Genomic DNA, 18,908 nt, shown 5'->3' with positions numbered 1-18,908 from the left:
TCAACAACCCAAGTGCTTTGGTTTATATACAAGTTGGAGCAAGATGCAGAAAAAAAAGGTGGCTTCGTTCATTTTATTTTGGGCAATCACGAATAGAAATACTCGACCGTTTGGTGCACACGGCGCACAGAATCGACATAAAAGGTGAATCGATGATAAGAAAATTGAAAAATAAGTTTAACCCACGGACAGTTCAAATCCAAGCAGTTGATTTACACTGCTCACTTTCGTCCGGCGCGGGCAGCTCAGTTTACCCGGCTCATCCACCATATCCTCTTCTCTCACCTTTTTTATATTTTAAGAATAGTGGTTTTAAAAATCAATGACAAGTCCAACCTGGCTGGGAGTAAGGTTCAATCTCCAGTCAATCTTTTTGTCCTCCATATTATATTTCTTATCATATTCATTGTCAAGGTATTTATCTATTGCTTCTACAGTAAAAATACTCACCGCAATGCCCATGACAACATCCGAAAGCCAGTGCTCGCCATCCCATAACCTTGAGAGCCCAGGAACTAGTCCTACACCATACAATCCTGTCTTTATCCATTTATTTTTGAACTGTTTAGCAATTGCATAGGCATTTGTAAAGGCCAACATGGTGTGACCGGATGGAAAAGAATGGAACTCCCTGTTGCTATTAAAAGGTCGAAAAGTATCCTTTGACATGCCACTTATGGGCCTTGCCCTACCCACAGCTGATTTCAACAATTGTTGTAGTAGGCCAACTGCTGATGCTGATGATACAAGCAATACCCCAGTCCTTCTTAGCTTTTCACTCTTGATAAATAATCCAGTAAGGTACACTCCTCCAGTAATCATGTAATTATTTTGCGGACTGCCCACATTAAATCCATAATCCATGATAGCTGTTGGAACATACTTGCCCTGATTCACAAAAAGTTCAGAAGACGCATCGTCTAATAAATATGAAAGACCGGTGGCCAATGTTACACCCCCTAAGGCAAACCAATCTTCCTTTTCCCAATACAAGGGCCTACCATACACATAACCCATACCTCCAAAAATTCTTGCAGTATCATATTTAAAAAGTTCCCATGTGGTTTCAGAACCAATTTGCAACTTTTCTTGTCCAAAAATCGAGCTACAAGACAATGTGGTTTCAGAACCAATTTGCAACTTTTCTTGTCCAAAAATCGAGCTACAAGACAATATGAAACATATGGTCAAAGACGGTACTCTATTAAAAAGTTTCAATAACATATCTAGAATCAATCACTTCATTTCCAATGATCACAAATAAAACCAGCTTCAGATGCATCATTATTGTCGTTTACAGAACACCTTTATTGCACATAATTTGAATATACTTATAGTCGTTGGTATTAAGTTTTTTTAACACATAGCGACATTGGAAAAATGAAAAGATATAGCCTATCTGTCTCTTCATATCATTTTACATGAATCTTAGCGTTCAAGATTAATTTGTGCTCCTAATAAATAAGGGTATGGTTAAAAAAAGGAGATTAAAATTACTTAAAAACTAAAATTATGGAAATCGAAATCTGTTCAAATACTTTACATTTCAGTCCGTTTTTCCAAAAGGTTTAATGTATTAACATATAAAGAGTGCGTCACGAATTGTATATGGCCTGTTCTACATTGGAGCCTGCATAGTTGAACATGGCGACAAGTTTTTTAGCTATTATTGATTTGGGTTTGAACTTCGATGAGTGTTTTTCTTCTGCTCATCTGACCGTGATTTTAAGGTTAATAATCTAACTTAACTTTCTGCATTAATTTTTTGGGGTAGTATAATTTGACAATAGCAATGGAGTCTTTTGGAGTAGAAAACAATTTTAATAATCAAGAATATTTTGAAAGTTGCCAAGCCCAGTTGACACAGGGCTGTCACAGTTACATCCTATTTTTGTTCTATGAAAAATTTAGGAGTAGGTTTAATGGTCCTGACAGCTTTTAGTTGCAATCCGTCTGACACGAAAAAAAGGAAAATGAAACAAGTAAAAATTATTGAATTGGTAACAAGAAGAACAAAAAAGGATGGAGGCCTCGAAGAAGTAAAAAACGGTTATTCTGCGCTTAAATCAATTTGTAAAGGAGCAGCCTGGTTTTATCGCTAGGAGAACGGCTTTAAGGGAAGATGGCTCATTGATAGATATTATATCTATTGGTCTGATGTGAAATCAGCCATACGGGCCTCAAAAAAAGCAATGGGTACTGGTGTTCCAATTCCTATTTCTGAAACTATTGAAGAGGGAACTATGACCATACGGCACTTTGTGATATTCAACAGTATAGAATAACTGGGTACTAGTATCGATAAAAATCCATAGGCTAATGAGGTGCTTTCAAAGAGCATTTGAATTCGACTCAAAAAAAATCAGTAAAGTTCAAGCCTTCGGGTTTTATCTTGTCGTATGCCATTTTAAAAAAATCAATAACTTCATTGAAAATGGAGTATTCCGTGATAAATGGACTATCAAGGTTAACTGACATTCTAAATCAATTATGGGCCAAGCGAAATATTGAACCTTTAGCGGTATATTCAAGAGGAAACGCTTGGATTTTTGTTCCACTTTGTGATTTAAGTAATTAAACATGTGAATTTTGATTAGATAAAATTTTAAAGCTAACTATCACTGGCTAAACCTTTGAATATCAACAAAGTTTTACACTTAAACAATATTTAAAAAAAATTACTGGAGTATGTTTTAAATAAGGTTGTCAGTCACCAGTCTTATTTTTGTTTCATGAAAACAGAAACTATAGTAGCAATAACACTCTGAATTATTTCCGGTTGAAATAACTCAGAAAAAAGCAAAGTAAGATGACAAAAAGCAACAATTGTAGAATTGGTATGATGGAAACAAGCGAAGGAATAAACCGAGAAGAAGATGAAAATCCAATGTATGAACTGAATGAATTCTTTGGTAAACAATCTGGATTGATTTCACGAAGAATTTCTTTATTCAAGGATGGTCAGTATTTAGACCTTTTGGTCTGGACAGACTTGGAATCTGTAACAACTTCATCCAAAAAGGTAATGGATAAGCCGAAAACCTTAAAAGCGTATGAGGTAATTGATGAAAAAATCATGACTTTTAGGTATTTATCAATTTTTAATGAAATTTTAGAATGAAAACAATGACAACCGAAGAAATTATTCAGAAGGTTCTGAATAATTTCAATGGTCTTGTGAAGACCAAAAATTGGGGAGAAATCGGACTTTTTTATAATCCTGAAAATAAATTGAGTAAAGGAATTTACCTATTGACATTTAAAGAAAAAGATGGGGCGAACGACAAGGCATCTAATGTAAATAGAGAGGGAGTTTTTAGACTGAATTTGGGAGTATCGAAAGAAAGTTTTTATCAGTTATTTGGTAACAAACCGAAAAGACCAAAAGCAGGTCAAATAATCGACATGCCATTCGATTTTACGGAATTGGATAAAATAATGCCTCATCCAGTTTATGGCTGGATGAATTGGGTTTGTGTCTTAAATCCGACAAAGGAAACTTTTAACAAATTATTTCCGTTAATTGAAGAAGGGTATAATTTGGCTTTAAAGAAGTATGAAAAGAAAATGATTGGTTATAACAATGTATCGTGTCCGTAAATTATACTCTGTCTGTTGATTCAACTGCTTTTGGGCTATCCCCAAAGCAATTTGTCGTTCAATGCCAGTAGTATCCTCTCCCCAAATTTAATATGTACTAGCCACTACTTAACCTAACAGTTATGGTTAATCTGACACTTGAAAATAACCTTTAAGCTCATTGTACTCGATGAACTTTTCATTTGCTAAAAGTTTGGTCTGTGGGCTTTTTGCTTTGGTCTTGGTATGGTCGATGTCTTCAATGGTCATGCAAAGCTGGTATTCGTGGTGTTCTCGTTTCCCACAGTACTCGGGGTTCCCCTGTCTGTCAATTTGTGCGCAGCAAGGGAAGCTCTTTCTGTTGGGAGAACGGGATAGGATTACCCTGTCATTGAGCAAATCGCCGTCCATGATAAAGTTCTTACGGTCATGGAGCATTACGAAGGATACTTTGCAATAGGTGTCTATAGGTCTGGGTATAGATAAGATACGGCCGATACCTTTGTCGGAACCGACATAGTAGGTGTCCTGTGAACTTAGATAACCGGGATGGTGGGTTTCTTTTCCCCGTGCCTGTTTTCCATTTTTTGCACGATACAGGTTCTGTAATTGGTTCTGGGTCAAAATAAATCCGTCCCTCCTAGACCTTCAACCGCTTTTTAAAGGTCTCCAAATCGTAGCGAAACAAAACACTCCGTACACCTCCCGAGGATATGTACGTTCCCTGCTTCTTCGGCTCATTGGAAACACGTAACTATCGGTAGGCTGGAAGCTCGGTGGCCATCGTTACAACAGCCTTCTCAATTTCTTCGCCGAATACGGTTCATTAAAATGGAATTCTTCCTTAAAATTTCATGGAGAACTAGCTCTCCAACCAGCTCAGAGAATTCTTTGAACCTTATGATAACTGTCCAGACCATACCCCAACCTTACGGGCTTGGGATACATTGCCTAACTGCCTGGCAAGTTCAAGCGGTCCTCACTTTGGTTTGATGACTTTTGCTCCTGTACTCATCTGACAAATCTATTTTAAGGGTTAAATTAATTAATTAATACCGTCAGATTAAGTCTCAACCATTACATTTAATATAAAGTTGTTGAACTTTCAGACTCCGATTGAGCAAAGGGTTTGTCCATTTCTTCTCGATGTTCCTCTTGGCCAAGTATACCAGTTTGAACAGGGACAAATCGCAGAGTAAGGCTCCCGTGGATTTGGTAGCCCTGCGACGATGGAATTCCTTTACGGCATTGGTGTTAAAGATGATCTCTCTGATGGTCTCTACGTACTATAAGTACTGTAACAGCTGTTTCCAATTGTGTTGCCAACTCTCGATGACCACGGGATATTTTCCTCTCCATTTTTCTTCCAAATCAAATAGTCTGTCCTTGGTAATTTCCTTATTGGTCATGCGACGGACAAGCTTCAGGTCGCTCATGAACTCCTCTTGGATCTTGGAGGTAACGTACTTCAACGTATTCCTAATCTGGTGTAGAATACAGAGCCGCACCAGTGACTTGGAGAAAATGCTAAAAATCGCATCGGTACCCCAATCTGAGATTATCCGCACCGTCAATAAGGATGTGCTTTAGGCCACGATTGTTCAGGTCGGTCAATACCTTGGTCCAGAAGTTGTCGCCCTCCCTCCAGGATATGTACATACCGGGTATTTTTTTGCACACTTCTTTTTTGATTCATAGGATGTTGTATATGCCTTTTTCGGTGAATCTTTCCGTCCACTTTCACTTTGTAGCACATGACGTGGCATCATCTATCCATACAATAAATAAAAGGTTTCTGACACCCTCACTGTTAGTAATCCATTGAAAGCTATGGGAAATCCGGTATCGGGAGCTTACTTATAATGGGCTTACATATACTCGTAGCTCACGGCCATACTTTAGAGGCCGATTATCTTTTCCGATGGGTCGTCCACTAGGATTGGCCTGACGATTCTTCACAAGCTTAGGTTCGATGCTGCTCTTTATCATCTTTTGCCCATTATATATTGTGCTTATTGCAGATACTGCTCTCGGATTCGTCGCCCAGGTGACGACGATCAATCTCGATCTCAAAGGTCTCCTCGTAAACATTCTTCATCATGGGATCAAAAGCAGTGTCCTTCTCAGAAAGATTCTAGCCTGACATAAAAATAATCAAGTACCCTTTTCTCGAATTCAGTTCATTGTTCTTTTTTATAAGACTCTGTCCGAATTAAATTGATGCTTAAATATATTTCGGACAGAGTTCAGTTAACACACCCTTATTAAACAATATTGGTTCCTTTCTGAAGCACATTCGACAAGAATATTTTTCTTCTATAAGTTTAAAGTATTGCTTTACAACTGCAACCAATCATACTCCTGTCTTTTAATCATACTTCCCCGATTTATTGTGTGTGTGATATAGAAATTAAAACCACGTTTTTCGCTCACGTATTGCTAGGCTTTAATTCAATTCATTAATTTCATCATTTCAAGAGCAACTCCGGCCGCAGATGCTGGATTTTGACCCGTTACTAAATTGCCGTCTACAACCGTATAAGGAGCAAAATTTTCACTTTTACTATAGTTACTTCCCAATTCTTTTAGCTTAGTTTCTAAAAGGAAAGGAACTATATCTTGGGCACCTACGGCGACCTCTTCTGAGTTTGAAAAAGCGGTGATTTTTTTTCCTTTTGTAAAAGATTCACCGTCTTTACTTTGAGCATCAACTAAAACGGCAACACCATGGCACATGGCCCCAACGGGCTTGTCTTTAGCTATGAACTCTTCAAGTAAATTGGTAATTAATGGGTTGTTCACAAAATCCCACATAGGTCCATGGCCTCCTGGAAAATATATAAAGTTATAATCATCACTTGTGCCAATTACATTTCTTAGAGCCATACTTTCTTTCAGAAGAGACATGGCCTCCTTATCCTTAGTAAAGCGGAGCGTATCCTCTGTCTGCCATTCTGATGATTCACTTGCCGGGTCTATTGGTATTTTACCACCTTTGGTGGATGCAATATCAATATCTAAACCTGCATTTCTAAATATATAGTATGGGGCAGCTATTTCTTCAAACCAAACACCAGTTTTTAAACCTGAACTGCCCAGCATATCATGCGAAGTCGTTACGATTAGAATTTTTGACTTTTTCATTTTGTCTAATAATTTTATTTTAAGTTCAATTTTAATCTTTGATTATCTTAATCATTTCAAGTGCAACTCCTGAGGCTGAGGCTGGATTTTGGCCTGTGACCAAGTTTCCATCAGCAATGACAAATGGATCAAATGGTCTAGCATTTAAAAATTGAGCACCTTGTTTTGCTAATTCCTCATCCAACATGAATGGTATGATATCATCCAATTTATGACCATCCAGTTTCTCCTCTGATTTAGTAAAGGAGTTAATTCGCTTGTCTTCCAAAAGATTTTTTCCGTTCGATAGAATTACATTGAGTAAGGCAACGGGACCATGACAGACGGCACCAATAACACGATCACTCTCATAGAATTTTTTGATAATATCTTTTACTAAGGCATTATCAACCATATCTACCATTGGTCCTAATCCACCAGGAAAGAAAATTGCGTCGTAGGCTTCGGTATCAATATCACTCAGTTTATGACTAAAATTAAGACGTCTAAAGCCATTACTTTCTTTAAATGCACGACTGTTTTGCTGTGACGAATCATAGCCAGTTGCCGGAGGTCTGCCACCTAGAATACTGGAAAAGTCAACCGTATAACCTTCATTGATGAACTCTAAGTAGGGATCGGCTACTTCTGAAAATTCATATCCAGTTCTATGTTGGGCATTGCCTATTTTATCAGTACTGGTGATAATAAAAAGTATATGTTTCATTTTTTGGTTTCATTGAACATGCGAGGTATGAGGAGCAATAGATTTGATTGAAATTCATACTTCGCATGTGATTCTTTGCACCCTTATTTTAACTTGTCGCAATTTGATTTAGAGCTTTACCTAAGTTTTCTGGACCAGTTACTAATGGAACATGACCATCTTCTAAGGTAACCACTTCATTAATTCCGGTTTCCTTCTGCACTTTTCTTTGAGCGGCTAAGGATATAACCCTATCCTTTGTGGTTTCAACATATGCTTTGGGAACTTCTCTAAAGTTTTTGGCGGTTTTTACAATCTCAAAAAATGGCTTTGTGGCTTGTTTTACAAACTTTGGTAATGCATAATCAACCTGTTCATCGGTGGCTCCAGTCATAATTACATCTTTAATGGCTTCTCTACCTAAAGTAGCATAACTCTCGTCTTCAGAAAAAATCATGTTGGCCAACAACTCACTTTCTGTATCTTCTTTAAAGATTTGAACTGCGGGTTTGTTATCATATGGAATTGCTGAAGCAACAAAAACAAGCTTCTCGATGAATTTTTTTGAATCTTCCGCTACCTGAGAAATAATATATCCGGCAAAGCTATGACCGACCAAGATTACCGGCTCCGCAATACTATCAAGTTCTTTTCTTACCGAGTCAGCGTAAAGTTGAAGTGAAATTTCGGAAATAGGTTTTTCATTATCACCATGACCTGGTAAATCAAAAGCGATTACTTTATGACCTTCTGCCTCCAGAAAAGGTATTGTTTCTCCCCATGACCATGCGCCTTCCCAAGCCCCATGTACTAATACGATTGTTTTTTTACTATTAATCATAATTGTTTTTTATATAAATCCGTTAGCTTATTTGCTAAGCAGAAATGCAAAATTGATAAGTAATAATATTTTAAACATTGTCATATAACAACGTTTTTGATAAGTGAAAAAGACTCTTCAAGATTTAAGTTATATCATTGATAATGGTCCTATAGCGTGTAGGGCTTATCCGATGGAGAGTTGGACATCGATATGGAAGTATTCACATGCCCATAAAAAACTTTTCAAGTTAATTATTTGTTGATTAGGAAGTTTTTTCATTTTTATGCATAATTGTAAGAATTATACAGACTTTATTCAGGACGGGGCAGAATTGACTTTAATGGAAGCACTACAGGTAAGTGAGATCTTCGATTTTCGCTCGTTCGCAATCGAAGATAGGGATGTCCGGGATACGGTTGAGGTTTTGCAGAATTACTCATATAGTCGTTCTTGACTTTCGTTCTATCGAGGGTTACCTTTTATCTGGTGTATGCCGTGTAATGGATGGTTTTAAACAAGTATTTTGGCACAGGGTTTTCATTGAATTTCATAACCTTAAACGCGGGGTTTTAAGTATCAAAACATAGCATTTCAGGTCGGAATAGCCGAATGAATTTCAACGGTTATGCATATGATATTTGCGATTTTGGTTTGTATTTTTTTCGGCGTGACTGGAGTAAATTCATTTATAGAGATTTTAATTCCATTAAATGACTTGGGCATTTTTTTATAGCATCGATGAAAAAGCAGTAAGTCGAGTTTCTTTAAAATGAACTAAAAATTAAATTTATGATTCTCAAATTACTGCTTTGCCGAAGAAATACATCGGCATGGATATTCACAAGAGAAGTTGGAAGGTACATTGTGTCACAGATTTGTTTTCAGGGAAGACCTTTTCGATGAATCCTAATTCGGGATAACTCCAGGGATAAGTACTAAAACATTTTCCCAGTTATGAAGTTTCGATTGCTTATGAAACGGTTTGTTGTGGTTATTCTGAACCCCCTTGAATCTAATGGCTGGACTTCTTTGGTTATCAACCATGGGGACATTCACAGAATGAGGAGGGAGAAACATACCAAGACCGACAGGATAGATGCGCAGTTGAAATCAAGAGAGTTAAAAGACGGTCGTTTGGATGGTATTCATATTCCAGAATTTGATCGTGAGGAGTTACGAAGTCTTTTTCGTCGTCGTATTGATTTGGTAAAGGATTTTCGGAGGATAAAGAGTAACATAAAGATGGAGCTTTTGTATTTCGGAATTAAGGAGCCAGAAGAACTTGATAACGGCCATTGGAGCCATGACTATAGAAAGCGTTTCGATGATCAGGTATTCAGGAATCCGACGGCCAAGGCGGCCCCGGCCGGTCGAATGCGTTTCTTTCGTTTCGTGGAGCAGGAACTCAGGGATGTCTCCACGCAGCTCAGGAGGCATTGTAGTTTTTGGTATTATCTGTGAGCTGTGAGATTTAAGACCCTTTGATAGCGTAAAACATTTGGTGGGCTCAGTAAAGTCTGTTGCCAGGGTTTAATCAAAGTGGGAGCAACTATACTATATTTGGCACAACACCACTTGCATATCAATTTATACAGAGTTATTTCCTAGAGCAAGTATGGTAGGCCATTCACCCCGACCCGATTATGCAGGCGTACTATCACAATCACCAAGGTAGAAATAACAGGAGTATCATCATCAAAGTAGCGAGAAAACTGCTCAATAGGACCTTGGCAGGTATCAAAACGGATGCCCCTTAGGCCCTGGTGTGATTGAATAAACAATAACAAAGCCCGCAAAAAAGTGGTCAGTCTCGTATCACAGAACAACGCGGGTAATCTATGAAGCTGGAATCACATTTTCATAGCAAGTTACCGATTTTATTATAGTTTAAACTCATACAGATGCCGGTGAACCCTAAAAAAATAGGTGTATCGCGCATAGAATGCGGAGCAAGTTATATTAAAAGGAAAAAGGTGATTTCAGGCAAGATTAAAATATTGATTAACTTTAGAGGACTGGATTAGGGCTTTTCATAGGATACGTTGTCGCCAATTGATCTTTTAATCATTCTTTTACAATCTCTTACTTATAAATAATTCAATAACTTATTTCTTTCCAAATCCAATCATTCATTTGTGCATAAGATTAGCGTGTCTTTTGCTCTTTTAGTAAACTTCCATGCATATAAACATTGTTTCTATCCCAATATCTATTATCTTGGGTTTTAAAGCTTCCCAAATCATTAGTCCAAAGCAGCAGCAGAGTAAAATAATAATAAGTAACGTCGTCTTGTGTTTAAGATTAGGAGTATTTTTTAAAACCCGTTATAATACATCAGCACTTTGGTACTTTTAGTGACTTACTTGATTTTTTTAGTACGGGCATGAGCAGGTTTTTAACTCCTTTATGCATGAAGTCCATTTTCTTCATCAGTTCTTCTTTTTGTTATAAACATTCCAGAAATAATTAGGATACCGGCCACCAGGTGGTATAGATAAAGATCTTCATCAAAAAATAGAGCGAAGAATGCAGCAGATAATGGAACGATGTTCATAAATACTCCAGCATGATCGGCACCCACCATTTGAATACCTTTTTGCCACAAAAGATACGCTAATCCAGTACCCATGGCACCTATGCCAAAAACAGCCATCCAAAAGTTCAGTGTATGCGTTGATACATCGGTCATCCCATAAAACTGAGCTACTATGATAAAACAAATTAAACAAAAGAGGCATGTTAGGAGAGTAAAGTTTAGTGTTGAAATAGTTACCGCATATTTTTTCACCCAAACATGATGCAGGGCAAAAAATACATTAGCTATGCAAATAAGAATATCCCCAGAACAAAATTCAAGTTCCAATAGATTTGAGATATTACCCTTTATGACTAAATACAGGACGCCGAGAAAAGCAACCAGAATTCCAGCTATTTGTTTTTTGGAGATTTCTGTTTTCAATATTCTATTAGAAAAAAGTATGGTCAATAGCGGATTTAAGCTAACTATTAGGGCTGCATTTATTGCAGTGCTATGTGTCAACCCTAAAAAGAAGAAAAAATTAAAACCAAATAAACCAATAATACCGGTTAACAAAATACCCTTTAGGTTTCTAATGATTGATTTTAATTTGGGTAGATTTTTTAGTCCTATGAGAGTTAATAGTGAAACCCCAAATAAAAAACGCCATAATCCAGCTTCTATAAAATTTGCTTCCAGTAAAATCACTTTTGCTAAATGAAAATTTAAACCCAAAAAGATGGTAGCTATCACTAAGTAAAGTGCTTCCCTCATTCTTAAAACCTATTTGTTGTAAATATTAAATGATAATGACTCTGGAGTGAAAACTACCAGAGCCATTATGTTAAATACAAAAACCGACATCAATTACCCTTGTCCAATTGCTTCTCCTAATTCTTCATTGGTCATGGCTACCCCATCCATATTCCATCCACCATCCACAGCATGGACTACATTTACATAAATATTATCCTTAGGTTGCTTTCCACCAGATAAGTGGTGAATAGCATCCGTCACTTCTGCAAAATGCTGTTTAATAATAGCTTCGTCCGCTAGTGCAAAAGATGGAACCTTCCATTCCGCCCAAGCACCGGAAAACTCCTGTCCTCCTGAAAATGAAGACCCTTTTGGCACTATGTGCACATTTGCAGTTACATTTGGAGTCATTACAGTATTTCCCAATAAACCATGCGTTTTTAGGAATGAATCCGTAATCTGTTGAACTGCATCTTTTTCCTTACCGACAGGTAAGACACCCTCGGTTAATGTTAAAGTAAGTGGCATAAATATAATTTTTAGATTGATAACTTAATTGTTAACATCTGTGCAAAGGTGGGAATAGGTAGAGAGAAGAATATTGTCATAGAACAATATTTTGTGATATCGTTTCACTAAAGGGCCCCAATAAATTTAAATAAAACCTTCTTCCTGTGTAGTTAGAAAACCTTGGTTTACACCTGGATTTATAGGACGACTTCATTTCTACATTCTTGTTGTATAAAAATAGAATCTTTACTTTTTTATTCTGCTTTTCTTGTTTAAGTTTAATTAGTGATACCGCATAGTTGGCACATGGTTTTGAAATGGTCGAGAACCCAATCAATGCAGATTTCAACCTATATGTAACTGAGTTGGACATAAAAAATGCTTTTGGACCTCGATCAGGATATATTGGAGAGCTTAGTTATGCTAGAAAAGAGATTCTGTTATGGGTGATAATAATTATGCAGAAAGGATTTAAGTTTTCAGATGAGACGCGAACTTTAAGTAGTTTTGATGTTCGGATGTTCTATTCGTTTGGATAGGGGACATTGCCATTGGTTTTTTGATGTTGGGTCAAGTTTTGAATATAATAAACGAGCAATCACAGGAATAGATAATGAGAATGTATAGCTTATCATCGGAAGCAGGGAGGGTGAGCTTAAAACCTTTTCTTCCGGAGTCATTTTGGAACGTGAGTTTCATTTTCTTGAATAATAAAACTTTGGGATAATTATTACAAGGGTTTAACAAACCTTATTAATACTTCTTCAAACAAGAATTTCAAAAATCAATATATGTTAATTTATTTAAACTCTCTTTTTCAAATAAGTGAGGTTTATTCTAGGCACATTCCTCTGGATATGAAAGGTGTGAAGGGTAAATTTGTGTGCTAGTTTGATTTATTCAAACTGCGAAAGAGGTAATCTTTATAATAGGTACAACATGTCATTTAGGTTATTATATTAGTTGTTTATTAACGTCCACAACTTTTGCTTACTTTTAAAAATATGCTAGTAATAGACATTGCCTAAAGTTTGGTTCTTAATTTACTTAAAGTAGAATTGGTCATTCCTAAATATGAAGCAACTGCCTTACTGGAAATACGTGAAAGTAATTTGGGCTCATGCTCCATAACCCATCTAAGCTTATCTATACCCTCCATTCCTAAGAAACTATAGATGCGCATCTGAGAATGGATAAAAGCAAACTCAATGAACTTATGATACACGTTCCCAAATTGGGGGACAGATTCCACTAACCTATAAAAATCGTTGCGATTGATTGCTAATAGTTCTGAATGTTCCAAAGAGACCAAGCAATCCCTTGAAGGTTTTTGAAGGATAAAGCTGGTATTTGCCGAAATTAAACTGTCCTCTAAAGCGAAATAGCCCGTGATATCGTTTCCTTTATCATCTATCTCATATAGTCTCAAGCATCCTTTCCTAATAAAATAAAAATGACTACATATTTGACCAATATTGCATAACATTTCGTTTCGCACTGTCTTTAAAGGTTTAAAACAAGATGTAATCTGCTGTAGCTCTTTCTGATCAATTCTCCCATGTGATTTTATAAACTTTTCTAGCTCTTGATACATCTTTTGATATTTTTGTGGAAACGTTTAATATGACGAAGGTAGAAAGTATTTTAAAGTTAATGATTGTTTTATGGCAATAGTTTTAATACAATTCCCACTATATCTAGGACAGTATTTCGTTAAAAATGGATGTGTTATGATGACGTTGAAAGCTAGAGGGGCTCATAACCTACCCTTTTCGTTGAAAACGCTTGTTTTTCTCTTTTGTACATGATGCTACCTTTTTTAACCTTTGTTGATATCATGTTGGCAGGGGTCACGTCATCAAGGCTTTAGTATCTTCGCTCGGTATTGTATTACCCGTATTATTCCTGAGACCCTTTGACATTGTTGCCAGTCACCGTCCTAGAAGACATATATGTGCTCGTACATTACGCTGCGACAGAGCCTCTCAATAAATATATTGTCATGGCCCCGTCCCTTACCGTCCATGCTGAGACGGACCTTGCCATTGGACTTACCATATTTGACTGAACATTGAAAGAGAAGCGTGTTGACTGTTTGAATTAACTTTGAAAACATGTCAAAACCAAAAGGAGAGTACACAACGGAGTTCAAGCAAAAGGCTGTCGAACTCAGCTATGCCGGGATTAATGCCGCAGAGGTATTAAGGGACTGACCCTGAATCCTTTGTTTTGTGACACTGGTGCAAGGAGGCCAAAAAATATGGGAGAACCGTTTTCCCGAAAATGGCAATCCCATGCTTACCGAAGAACAAGGGGAAATAGTGGAGCTCAGGAAAAAAACTGAGGGACGTTAAGATTGAGCACGATATCCTATGAAAGTCGATAGCTATTCTATCTTTACCATTTTTTGGGAAGGCAACAAAAAAGGGAGGGTAACATCTTGGCTTCCCATATAAATAAGCTACTTGGTTAACTTTAAAGTTTCTTGAAAAAAGATGGGGATTCAGCTTGACTGGAAACATTATTTTGTTAGTGCAACATCACCTCCATTGATAATTTTGGGGTAGTTGTAACCCTCCCTAAAAATCGGACTGGTTTGAATTAGACAAAAAGTTTAATTTTAACAGTCAGATATTATGAAGAGAACCAAGTTTACCGAGAGCCAGATCGTATCCTGCATCAAGCAGTACGAATCGAGGGTCAAAGTGGACCAGATCTGTAGGGAGATGGGCATCCACAAGGCCACATTTTACAATTGGAAGAAACGATATTCGGGGATGGACAGCCTCGAGCTCAAGCGCCTGAAGGAACTTGAGGAGGAGAACCGCAAGCTCAAGCAGATGTATGCGGACATGGCCCTTGACAACAAGATGCTCAAGGACGTGCTCTTAAAAAAGTGGTAGGCTCCAGTGAGAGGAAAAACATGGTGGCCTACCTGAGGGAATATTACAGGGTAAGCATCACCAGGGCCTGCAGGACATTGACGTTCCCAAAATCGATGTACCATTACCGCTCTGTGAAAGATGACAGTGAGGTAATCGACAAGTTACTGGAACCTTCCGTGGCCAAGCCAAGGGAAGGACAGGACAAATAACTATCAGCGGATAAGACTGGAAGGCCATAAATGGAACAAGAAGCGGGTCAGGCGGGTATACCTGATGCCGGACCTGAACTTAAGGAGAAAGACCTAAAAGAGAGTGCCCAAGCTGGTCAAGTAGCTCTTGGTGCTGCCCAATGGTGGGAAAATCACATGATCCATGTACTTCATGAGTGATTCATTGGTACATGGGAGAAGGTTCAGGACGTTCGACATCATCGACGACTTCAATAGGAAGGCCATCTGCGTGGAGGCCAAGTTCAGTTTCCCTGCCGTGGATGGGGTACAGGTATTGAGAAAGGCCATCGTGGAACACGGTGGGCTCGATGTCAGTGTGGACAACGGGCCCGGGTTCATTTCACTCCATTTTACCAGATGGTGCGGGGCCCAAGGGACAGAAATCCAGTACACCCAGCCCGGAAGTTCCCATGCAGAAAAGGTTTATTGAACGGTTCAACCGAACCTATAGACATAACGTTATTGATGCACATCTGTTAGAGAATATTTCACAGGTACATATATTGACCGAGGAATGGATAAACGATTACAACATTAAACGGCCACACGAGGCCCCTAGGGGTAATTGCCCCAGAACTAACGTTATTAAAAGGAACTCTATTCCAAGCAAGCTAGCTTGGAAGAACAAATAAGAGTAGTCTAACCAAATAGTCCGAGAAAAGAAAGGGTTACAAAAGTCTGACCCCAAAATATAGCGGCTAAAGATAGATATAACCCTGATTTCATAGATTGCAGTTGATTTTAGAAAGCCTTCGGCTCTGGAAAATCCACAGGAGTTCCTGCTAGATTGTTGGTATAGTTGTTAAATGTGTTCAAGGCAATTTGCCCAATAACTTCTACCGCCGCACCATTGGTATAGCCTGTGGCTAAGAAGTTGCTTAACACCTCTTGGCTAATTCTACCTTTGTTTTCATAGACTGCTTTGGCGAAAGAGATAAGAGCTTGTTCTTTTTCGTTTATATGAATTCCTTTTCTTACTCCAATCATTTCATCATCGGACATTCCGTTCATTCCTCCTAGCATGGAGTGTGCAGCAAGGCAATATTCACAGCCATTGCCCTGACTCACCACAAGTGATACGATTTCGATTTCTTTCTTGGAAAGTTCGCCACCCGAAAGAGTTTCTCCCAATTGTAAGTTGGCTTTTAAAGCTGCCGATGAATGCCCGTACACTTGGTACACATTGGGCACTTTGCCCATTTGACTTTTGATTGCTCCGTACAGTTCCTGTGTGCTCTCGCTTGCTTGACTTTCAGGCAGTAATTCGATTTTTGTCATTGTATTAAAATTTAGATTATTAATTATATCCATTGAAATATTTCCCTCTCTGCTGTAAACTGATTGGGAAATGCTTTTGCGGGATGTTTCTTCATGGCAGGAGCAAAATCCCTTTGGTATGTTTCAAAGTCATCCCGATTTTCAAAGTGGTAATGAAACAGGTACAAATATTCTACTGAATCGGGTTTGAGAATTTGAAATGATTTGACTAATCCAGTTCCGATTACATCAGGTACGTGTTTAGTTTTCATCCACTCCAACCAATCCTTTTCAACCGATTCATTGATTTTGATTTTTACTTGATAAGTGAGCACAATATAAAATACTAATTAGTATGTTTTAGATTAAAATTTTTCACCCTCTTACTTGTTAACCAAATCTTGATAAGTTTTTAATAAATCAGGATCTTCTATTGAGCCGTGATGATGTACTTGCCTCCACTGCCCTTCTATTTTTTTGAAGATTCTGCTCGTTCTGATTTTTAAGTCAATTGAATTTTCGCCAATAGAAAAGTTCCCACGTTCACGACCCACAGCATAAAACATATCATTAGTTTCATGAATCGTATAGTCATAATACTCTACATAGACTTGGGCCTGTCCTTCAAATATTCGAGAATATAATTCATTGATATTATTCCAGCCTCTCATAATACCTCCAAGAGGGTTATCCATTGCGATTTCGGCAGAGTTAGCCCAGTTGTTTTTCATCAATATGATATCTCGTTCGTTAAAAGCTTTGTAAAATTCTACCAGTGCCTGATATGGAGTTGCCCTATCCCCAATTGCTTCTTTCCCTGTGATAGGTTCCTGTGTCGCTTTCATATAAATTTTCTTTTGTAATGGTTCGCATGACGGTAGCATGAATAACATGGTTAATGCCACGATTGAATACTTTATTTAATTCATAATTGGCAAACATACTAAATAGTATGTTTATATACAAAAATTCATCATTTTTCTAATAGTGCTTTTAATTGTTTTAAATAGAAGTTGTAATACTCAAACGACTTGTAGAGTTTTCCTAAAGTTCTTGCCCCTTCATAGCTTGAAATGATAAAAGCAGCCAAAACAACAGCATCTTGATTTGGAGAAATGCTTCCATCTTTTTGGCCTTCAATAATTGCTTCCGATAGTTTTTGTTTCCAGTTTTCTATGATACTGAGTAAGGCTCTTGCAAATGTTGTATTTAGGGGTGCCATTTCCTGAATCATGTTATTGGTAGGGCAGCCTAGTCGCAATTGTCGGTCAGAAATGGAAAGCATGAAGTTCTTGATGGTCTGATAAATCACCTCTGCCTTTTGCCCGTGGTTGGCTAATGGTTTAACAAGGTTTTCGTTGATACTTACAGTCAATATTTCATTGATAATAGCCATTCCCATTTCTTCCTTGTTTTTGAAATGGTAATAAAACGCCCCTTTTGTTACATTAGTCTCAGCAATAATTTTATCAATACTGGTCGATTGAAATCCATTTTCATACACAAGCGAAAATGCTGTTTCTAAAATATATTTTCTAGTTTGTTGTGCTTTGTTCATGTCTTAAAAAAAGTAACGGACTGAACAAAGATAATAAAATACCATTTAGTATTTTTTATATTTTGCTAAGACATGGGATTTTGAAGGCAATTAAACACAAAGGTCTCGAATATGAAAAATATGACAGGTGTATGCGAAACTTTTCAGATAAAGCCACGAGTCATATATTTAATTTCTCTTTTTAACTTTTGAATTCCAAGAAAATTAAATACATGGCTACATAGCTGGCATAAGACCATCTTTGGATTAAGCCAGAACCGCCCAATTGTTTTTATACGTTGGCATTGACTGTTATATTTCCACCTTCTTTCCGTTGTGTAAAAGTCTATAGTATCTATCTCCTTCGATCAGCAATCCCTCTGATTCGCTGTTCGGAAAGTTTTTGTGATAATCCTTGGGATGCTTTACATCAATCCCTATGACTTTCCCATTGTACTTTCTATTCACTTTGGACTGAAGTGTATGACCAACAACAACTGTTTTCGCATTGAATTCTTGTAGACCCAGTTCAACATCTTCTTGGGTCAGGTCATCCTTAAAATAACCTCTATACCAAGAAATCCCTGTATACGTTGAGTTTAAAAATTGAGCTTTGGTCTTTTCCGGTTTAGGATAATACGGTTTATAATAACTGTCACGCGTAATCTCATTGACTTCATCTATGCTCAAATTATAATCAACTATATCCGGATGTATACCTCCGTGGGTGAAAAGCGTACCGTTTATGAGTTCCATGGTATTTTTACTCGCCAGCCATTTACCAATGAACGAATTTGGACCGTACAATTGACGTTGTTGTTTTTCTAAAATCGAGGCCACGTGAAAATATTTCGGGGATGAAGAATCATAATTTCCCTGCATGTTTTTCAATTCGTGATTGCCCAAAATAAAATGAACGAAACCACCTTTTTTTTCTGCATCTTGCTCCAACTTGTATATAAACCAAAGCACTTGGGTTGTTGA

The 18,908-nt window shown here is 37.5% G+C and carries 27 protein-coding genes; 11 read left to right on the top strand and 16 right to left on the bottom strand.

Annotation, left to right across the window (positions count from 1 at the left end):
* Nucleotides 1-312 precede the first annotated feature (312 nt).
* Nucleotides 313-1,173: a phosphatase PAP2 family protein gene (locus D2V08_RS12955; RefSeq protein WP_245980585.1), complete on the bottom strand. Its 861-nt coding sequence runs from the start codon at nt 1,171-1,173 to the stop codon at nt 313-315.
* A gap of 725 nt (nt 1,174-1,898) precedes the next feature.
* On the opposite strand from D2V08_RS12955, the gene D2V08_RS12950 reads away from it, so the two are divergent.
* Nucleotides 1,899-2,102, top strand: coding sequence for a hypothetical protein (locus D2V08_RS12950; protein WP_119608584.1), 204 nt, complete (start codon nt 1,899-1,901; stop codon nt 2,100-2,102).
* A gap of 57 nt (nt 2,103-2,159) precedes the next feature.
* A complete protein-coding gene (locus tag D2V08_RS17670) occupies nt 2,160-2,285 on the top strand; it encodes a hypothetical protein (RefSeq protein WP_262696713.1) in 126 nt (41 codons plus the stop codon).
* A 67-nt stretch (nt 2,286-2,352) separates the two neighbouring features.
* Here D2V08_RS17670 and D2V08_RS17665 read toward each other — a convergent pair whose 3' ends face one another.
* Entirely contained in the window at nt 2,353-2,478 is a 126-nt protein-coding gene (locus D2V08_RS17665) for a hypothetical protein (RefSeq protein ID WP_262696712.1), read from the bottom strand.
* Between the two features lie 331 nt (nt 2,479-2,809).
* Between D2V08_RS17665 and D2V08_RS12945 the strand changes: the two genes are divergently transcribed.
* Together D2V08_RS12945 and D2V08_RS12940 are read left to right on the top strand one after the other, a co-directional pair.
* On the top strand, nt 2,810-3,121 hold the full coding sequence (locus tag D2V08_RS12945) for a hypothetical protein (RefSeq protein WP_119608583.1): 312 nt from the start codon (nt 2,810-2,812) through the stop codon (nt 3,119-3,121).
* A gap of 5 nt (nt 3,122-3,126) precedes the next feature.
* The gene (locus D2V08_RS12940) at nt 3,127-3,600 is read left to right on the top strand and encodes a DUF6194 family protein (protein ID WP_119608599.1); all 474 of its coding nucleotides are present in this window, start codon (nt 3,127-3,129) and stop codon (nt 3,598-3,600) included.
* 126 nt (nt 3,601-3,726) lie between these two features.
* Here D2V08_RS12940 and D2V08_RS12935 read toward each other — a convergent pair whose 3' ends face one another.
* The 6 genes from D2V08_RS12935 to D2V08_RS12910 all read right to left on the bottom strand — a co-directional run bounded on the left by D2V08_RS12935 (nt 3,727) and on the right by D2V08_RS12910 (nt 8,249).
* Nucleotides 3,727-4,203, bottom strand: a complete 477-nt coding sequence (locus D2V08_RS12935; RefSeq protein ID WP_119608582.1) for a hypothetical protein — start codon at nt 4,201-4,203, stop codon at nt 3,727-3,729.
* Between the two features lie 662 nt (nt 4,204-4,865).
* Entirely contained in the window at nt 4,866-5,087 is a 222-nt protein-coding gene (locus D2V08_RS17660) for a transposase (RefSeq protein WP_262696714.1), read from the bottom strand.
* A 19-nt stretch (nt 5,088-5,106) separates the two neighbouring features.
* Nucleotides 5,107-5,259 (bottom strand): transposase, encoded by a 153-nt coding sequence (locus tag D2V08_RS17655; RefSeq protein ID WP_262696711.1) that lies wholly within the window; start codon nt 5,257-5,259, stop codon nt 5,107-5,109.
* A 771-nt stretch (nt 5,260-6,030) separates the two neighbouring features.
* The gene (locus D2V08_RS12920) at nt 6,031-6,723 is read right to left on the bottom strand and encodes a type 1 glutamine amidotransferase domain-containing protein (RefSeq protein ID WP_119608579.1); all 693 of its coding nucleotides are present in this window, start codon (nt 6,721-6,723) and stop codon (nt 6,031-6,033) included.
* A 31-nt stretch (nt 6,724-6,754) separates the two neighbouring features.
* Complete coding sequence (locus tag D2V08_RS12915; RefSeq protein ID WP_119608578.1) at nt 6,755-7,429, bottom strand: type 1 glutamine amidotransferase domain-containing protein; 675 nt, start codon at nt 7,427-7,429, stop codon at nt 6,755-6,757.
* Nucleotides 7,430-7,517: 88 nt separating this feature from the next.
* A complete protein-coding gene (locus D2V08_RS12910; RefSeq protein WP_119608577.1) occupies nt 7,518-8,249 on the bottom strand; it encodes an alpha/beta fold hydrolase in 732 nt (243 codons plus the stop codon).
* A 936-nt stretch (nt 8,250-9,185) separates the two neighbouring features.
* Between D2V08_RS12910 and D2V08_RS12905 the strand changes: the two genes are divergently transcribed.
* The gene (locus tag D2V08_RS12905) at nt 9,186-9,692 is read left to right on the top strand and encodes an IS110 family transposase (protein WP_119608576.1); all 507 of its coding nucleotides are present in this window, start codon (nt 9,186-9,188) and stop codon (nt 9,690-9,692) included.
* A 943-nt stretch (nt 9,693-10,635) separates the two neighbouring features.
* Here D2V08_RS12905 and D2V08_RS12900 read toward each other — a convergent pair.
* Together D2V08_RS12900 and D2V08_RS12895 are read right to left on the bottom strand one after the other, a co-directional pair.
* Nucleotides 10,636-11,523, bottom strand: coding sequence for a DMT family transporter (locus D2V08_RS12900; RefSeq protein WP_119608575.1), 888 nt, complete (start codon nt 11,521-11,523; stop codon nt 10,636-10,638).
* Nucleotides 11,524-11,616: 93 nt separating this feature from the next.
* Nucleotides 11,617-12,033 carry a 4-oxalocrotonate tautomerase gene (locus D2V08_RS12895; protein WP_119608574.1) on the bottom strand — a complete coding sequence of 139 codons (417 nt, stop codon included), beginning with the start codon at nt 12,031-12,033 and terminating at the stop codon, nt 11,617-11,619.
* A gap of 299 nt (nt 12,034-12,332) precedes the next feature.
* Here D2V08_RS12895 and D2V08_RS12890 point away from each other — a divergent pair, with 299 nt between their 5' ends.
* Nucleotides 12,333-12,554 carry a hypothetical protein gene (locus tag D2V08_RS12890; protein ID WP_119608573.1) on the top strand — a complete coding sequence of 74 codons (222 nt, stop codon included), beginning with the start codon at nt 12,333-12,335 and terminating at the stop codon, nt 12,552-12,554.
* 485 nt (nt 12,555-13,039) lie between these two features.
* Here the strand turns inward: D2V08_RS12890 and D2V08_RS12885 are convergent, their stop codons facing one another.
* A complete protein-coding gene (locus D2V08_RS12885; RefSeq protein WP_119608572.1) occupies nt 13,040-13,609 on the bottom strand; it encodes a Crp/Fnr family transcriptional regulator in 570 nt (189 codons plus the stop codon).
* 1,042 nt (nt 13,610-14,651) lie between these two features.
* Between D2V08_RS12885 and D2V08_RS12880 the strand changes: the two genes are divergently transcribed.
* The 5 genes from D2V08_RS12880 to D2V08_RS17885 are packed head-to-tail and all read left to right on the top strand — an operon-like array spanning nt 14,652 to nt 15,762.
* Nucleotides 14,652-14,918 carry a transposase gene (locus tag D2V08_RS12880; RefSeq protein WP_119608571.1) on the top strand — a complete coding sequence of 89 codons (267 nt, stop codon included), beginning with the start codon at nt 14,652-14,654 and terminating at the stop codon, nt 14,916-14,918.
* Nucleotides 14,919-14,938: 20 nt separating this feature from the next.
* Nucleotides 14,939-15,109 (top strand): hypothetical protein, encoded by a 171-nt coding sequence (locus D2V08_RS17365; RefSeq protein ID WP_182835545.1) that lies wholly within the window; start codon nt 14,939-14,941, stop codon nt 15,107-15,109.
* 30 nt (nt 15,110-15,139) lie between these two features.
* Complete coding sequence (locus tag D2V08_RS17360) at nt 15,140-15,289, top strand: hypothetical protein (RefSeq protein WP_182835544.1); 150 nt, start codon at nt 15,140-15,142, stop codon at nt 15,287-15,289.
* Nucleotides 15,282-15,560, top strand: coding sequence for an integrase catalytic domain-containing protein (locus tag D2V08_RS12875; RefSeq protein WP_182835543.1), 279 nt, complete (start codon nt 15,282-15,284; stop codon nt 15,558-15,560). Before D2V08_RS17360 ends, D2V08_RS12875 begins: the two co-directional genes overlap by 8 nt.
* Entirely contained in the window at nt 15,541-15,762 is a 222-nt protein-coding gene (locus D2V08_RS17885) for an integrase core domain-containing protein (protein WP_182835542.1), read from the top strand. The genes D2V08_RS12875 and D2V08_RS17885 overlap by 20 nt, the downstream gene beginning before the upstream one ends.
* A 109-nt stretch (nt 15,763-15,871) precedes the next feature.
* On the opposite strand, the gene D2V08_RS12865 is transcribed toward D2V08_RS17885, so the two are convergent.
* The 5 genes from D2V08_RS12865 to D2V08_RS17515 form a co-directional block, all read right to left on the bottom strand.
* Entirely contained in the window at nt 15,872-16,408 is a 537-nt protein-coding gene (locus tag D2V08_RS12865; protein WP_182835541.1) for a carboxymuconolactone decarboxylase family protein, read from the bottom strand.
* A 23-nt stretch (nt 16,409-16,431) separates the two neighbouring features.
* Nucleotides 16,432-16,722, bottom strand: a complete 291-nt coding sequence (locus D2V08_RS12860; protein ID WP_119608567.1) for a DUF4286 family protein — start codon at nt 16,720-16,722, stop codon at nt 16,432-16,434.
* Nucleotides 16,723-16,770: 48 nt separating this feature from the next.
* Nucleotides 16,771-17,232: a YybH family protein gene (locus D2V08_RS12855; RefSeq protein WP_220473406.1), complete on the bottom strand. Its 462-nt coding sequence runs from the start codon at nt 17,230-17,232 to the stop codon at nt 16,771-16,773.
* 128 nt (nt 17,233-17,360) lie between these two features.
* Nucleotides 17,361-17,945 carry a TetR/AcrR family transcriptional regulator gene (locus D2V08_RS12850; RefSeq protein ID WP_119608566.1) on the bottom strand — a complete coding sequence of 195 codons (585 nt, stop codon included), beginning with the start codon at nt 17,943-17,945 and terminating at the stop codon, nt 17,361-17,363.
* Between the two features lie 291 nt (nt 17,946-18,236).
* On the bottom strand, nt 18,237-18,908 hold a 672-nt coding region (locus D2V08_RS17515), incomplete at its 5' end, for a metallophosphoesterase (RefSeq protein WP_220473405.1).

Source organism: Flagellimonas lutimaris (genome assembly GCF_003581615.1).
GTDB lineage: Bacteria > Bacteroidota > Bacteroidia > Flavobacteriales > Flavobacteriaceae > Flagellimonas > Flagellimonas lutimaris.
This window is presented reverse-complemented; position numbering and strand designations above follow the sequence as displayed.

Bases quoted from the DNA above. Each gene is read 5' to 3' on its own strand.
- D2V08_RS12945 (WP_119608583.1), top strand. From the start codon at position 2,810: ATGACAAAAAGCAACAATTGTAGAATTGGTATGATGGAAACAAGCGAA.
- D2V08_RS12850 (WP_119608566.1), bottom strand. From the start codon at position 17,945: ATGAACAAAGCACAACAAACTAGAAAATATATTTTAGAAACAGCATTT.
- D2V08_RS12890 (WP_119608573.1), top strand. From the start codon at position 12,333: ATGGTCGAGAACCCAATCAATGCAGATTTCAACCTATATGTAACTGAG.
- D2V08_RS12855 (WP_220473406.1), bottom strand. From the start codon at position 17,232: ATGAAAGCGACACAGGAACCTATCACAGGGAAAGAAGCAATTGGGGAT.
- D2V08_RS12950 (WP_119608584.1), top strand. From the start codon at position 1,899: ATGAAAAATTTAGGAGTAGGTTTAATGGTCCTGACAGCTTTTAGTTGC.
- D2V08_RS12885 (WP_119608572.1), bottom strand. From the start codon at position 13,609: ATGTATCAAGAGCTAGAAAAGTTTATAAAATCACATGGGAGAATTGAT.
- D2V08_RS12915 (WP_119608578.1), bottom strand. From the start codon at position 7,429: ATGAAACATATACTTTTTATTATCACCAGTACTGATAAAATAGGCAAT.
- D2V08_RS12880 (WP_119608571.1), top strand. From the start codon at position 14,652: ATGAAGAGAACCAAGTTTACCGAGAGCCAGATCGTATCCTGCATCAAG.
- D2V08_RS12865 (WP_182835541.1), bottom strand. From the start codon at position 16,408: ATGACAAAAATCGAATTACTGCCTGAAAGTCAAGCAAGCGAGAGCACA.
- D2V08_RS12910 (WP_119608577.1), bottom strand. From the start codon at position 8,249: ATGATTAATAGTAAAAAAACAATCGTATTAGTACATGGGGCTTGGGAA.
- D2V08_RS17360 (WP_182835544.1), top strand. From the start codon at position 15,140: ATGGAACAAGAAGCGGGTCAGGCGGGTATACCTGATGCCGGACCTGAA.
- D2V08_RS17365 (WP_182835545.1), top strand. From the start codon at position 14,939: ATGGTGGCCTACCTGAGGGAATATTACAGGGTAAGCATCACCAGGGCC.
- D2V08_RS12920 (WP_119608579.1), bottom strand. From the start codon at position 6,723: ATGAAAAAGTCAAAAATTCTAATCGTAACGACTTCGCATGATATGCTG.
- D2V08_RS12900 (WP_119608575.1), bottom strand. From the start codon at position 11,523: ATGAGGGAAGCACTTTACTTAGTGATAGCTACCATCTTTTTGGGTTTA.
- D2V08_RS12895 (WP_119608574.1), bottom strand. From the start codon at position 12,033: ATGCCACTTACTTTAACATTAACCGAGGGTGTCTTACCTGTCGGTAAG.
- D2V08_RS12905 (WP_119608576.1), top strand. From the start codon at position 9,186: ATGAAGTTTCGATTGCTTATGAAACGGTTTGTTGTGGTTATTCTGAAC.
- D2V08_RS12875 (WP_182835543.1), top strand. From the start codon at position 15,282: ATGAGTGATTCATTGGTACATGGGAGAAGGTTCAGGACGTTCGACATC.
- D2V08_RS17665 (WP_262696712.1), bottom strand. From the start codon at position 2,478: ATGTCAGTTAACCTTGATAGTCCATTTATCACGGAATACTCCATTTTC.
- D2V08_RS17885 (WP_182835542.1), top strand. From the start codon at position 15,541: ATGCAGAAAAGGTTTATTGAACGGTTCAACCGAACCTATAGACATAAC.
- D2V08_RS12940 (WP_119608599.1), top strand. From the start codon at position 3,127: ATGACAACCGAAGAAATTATTCAGAAGGTTCTGAATAATTTCAATGGT.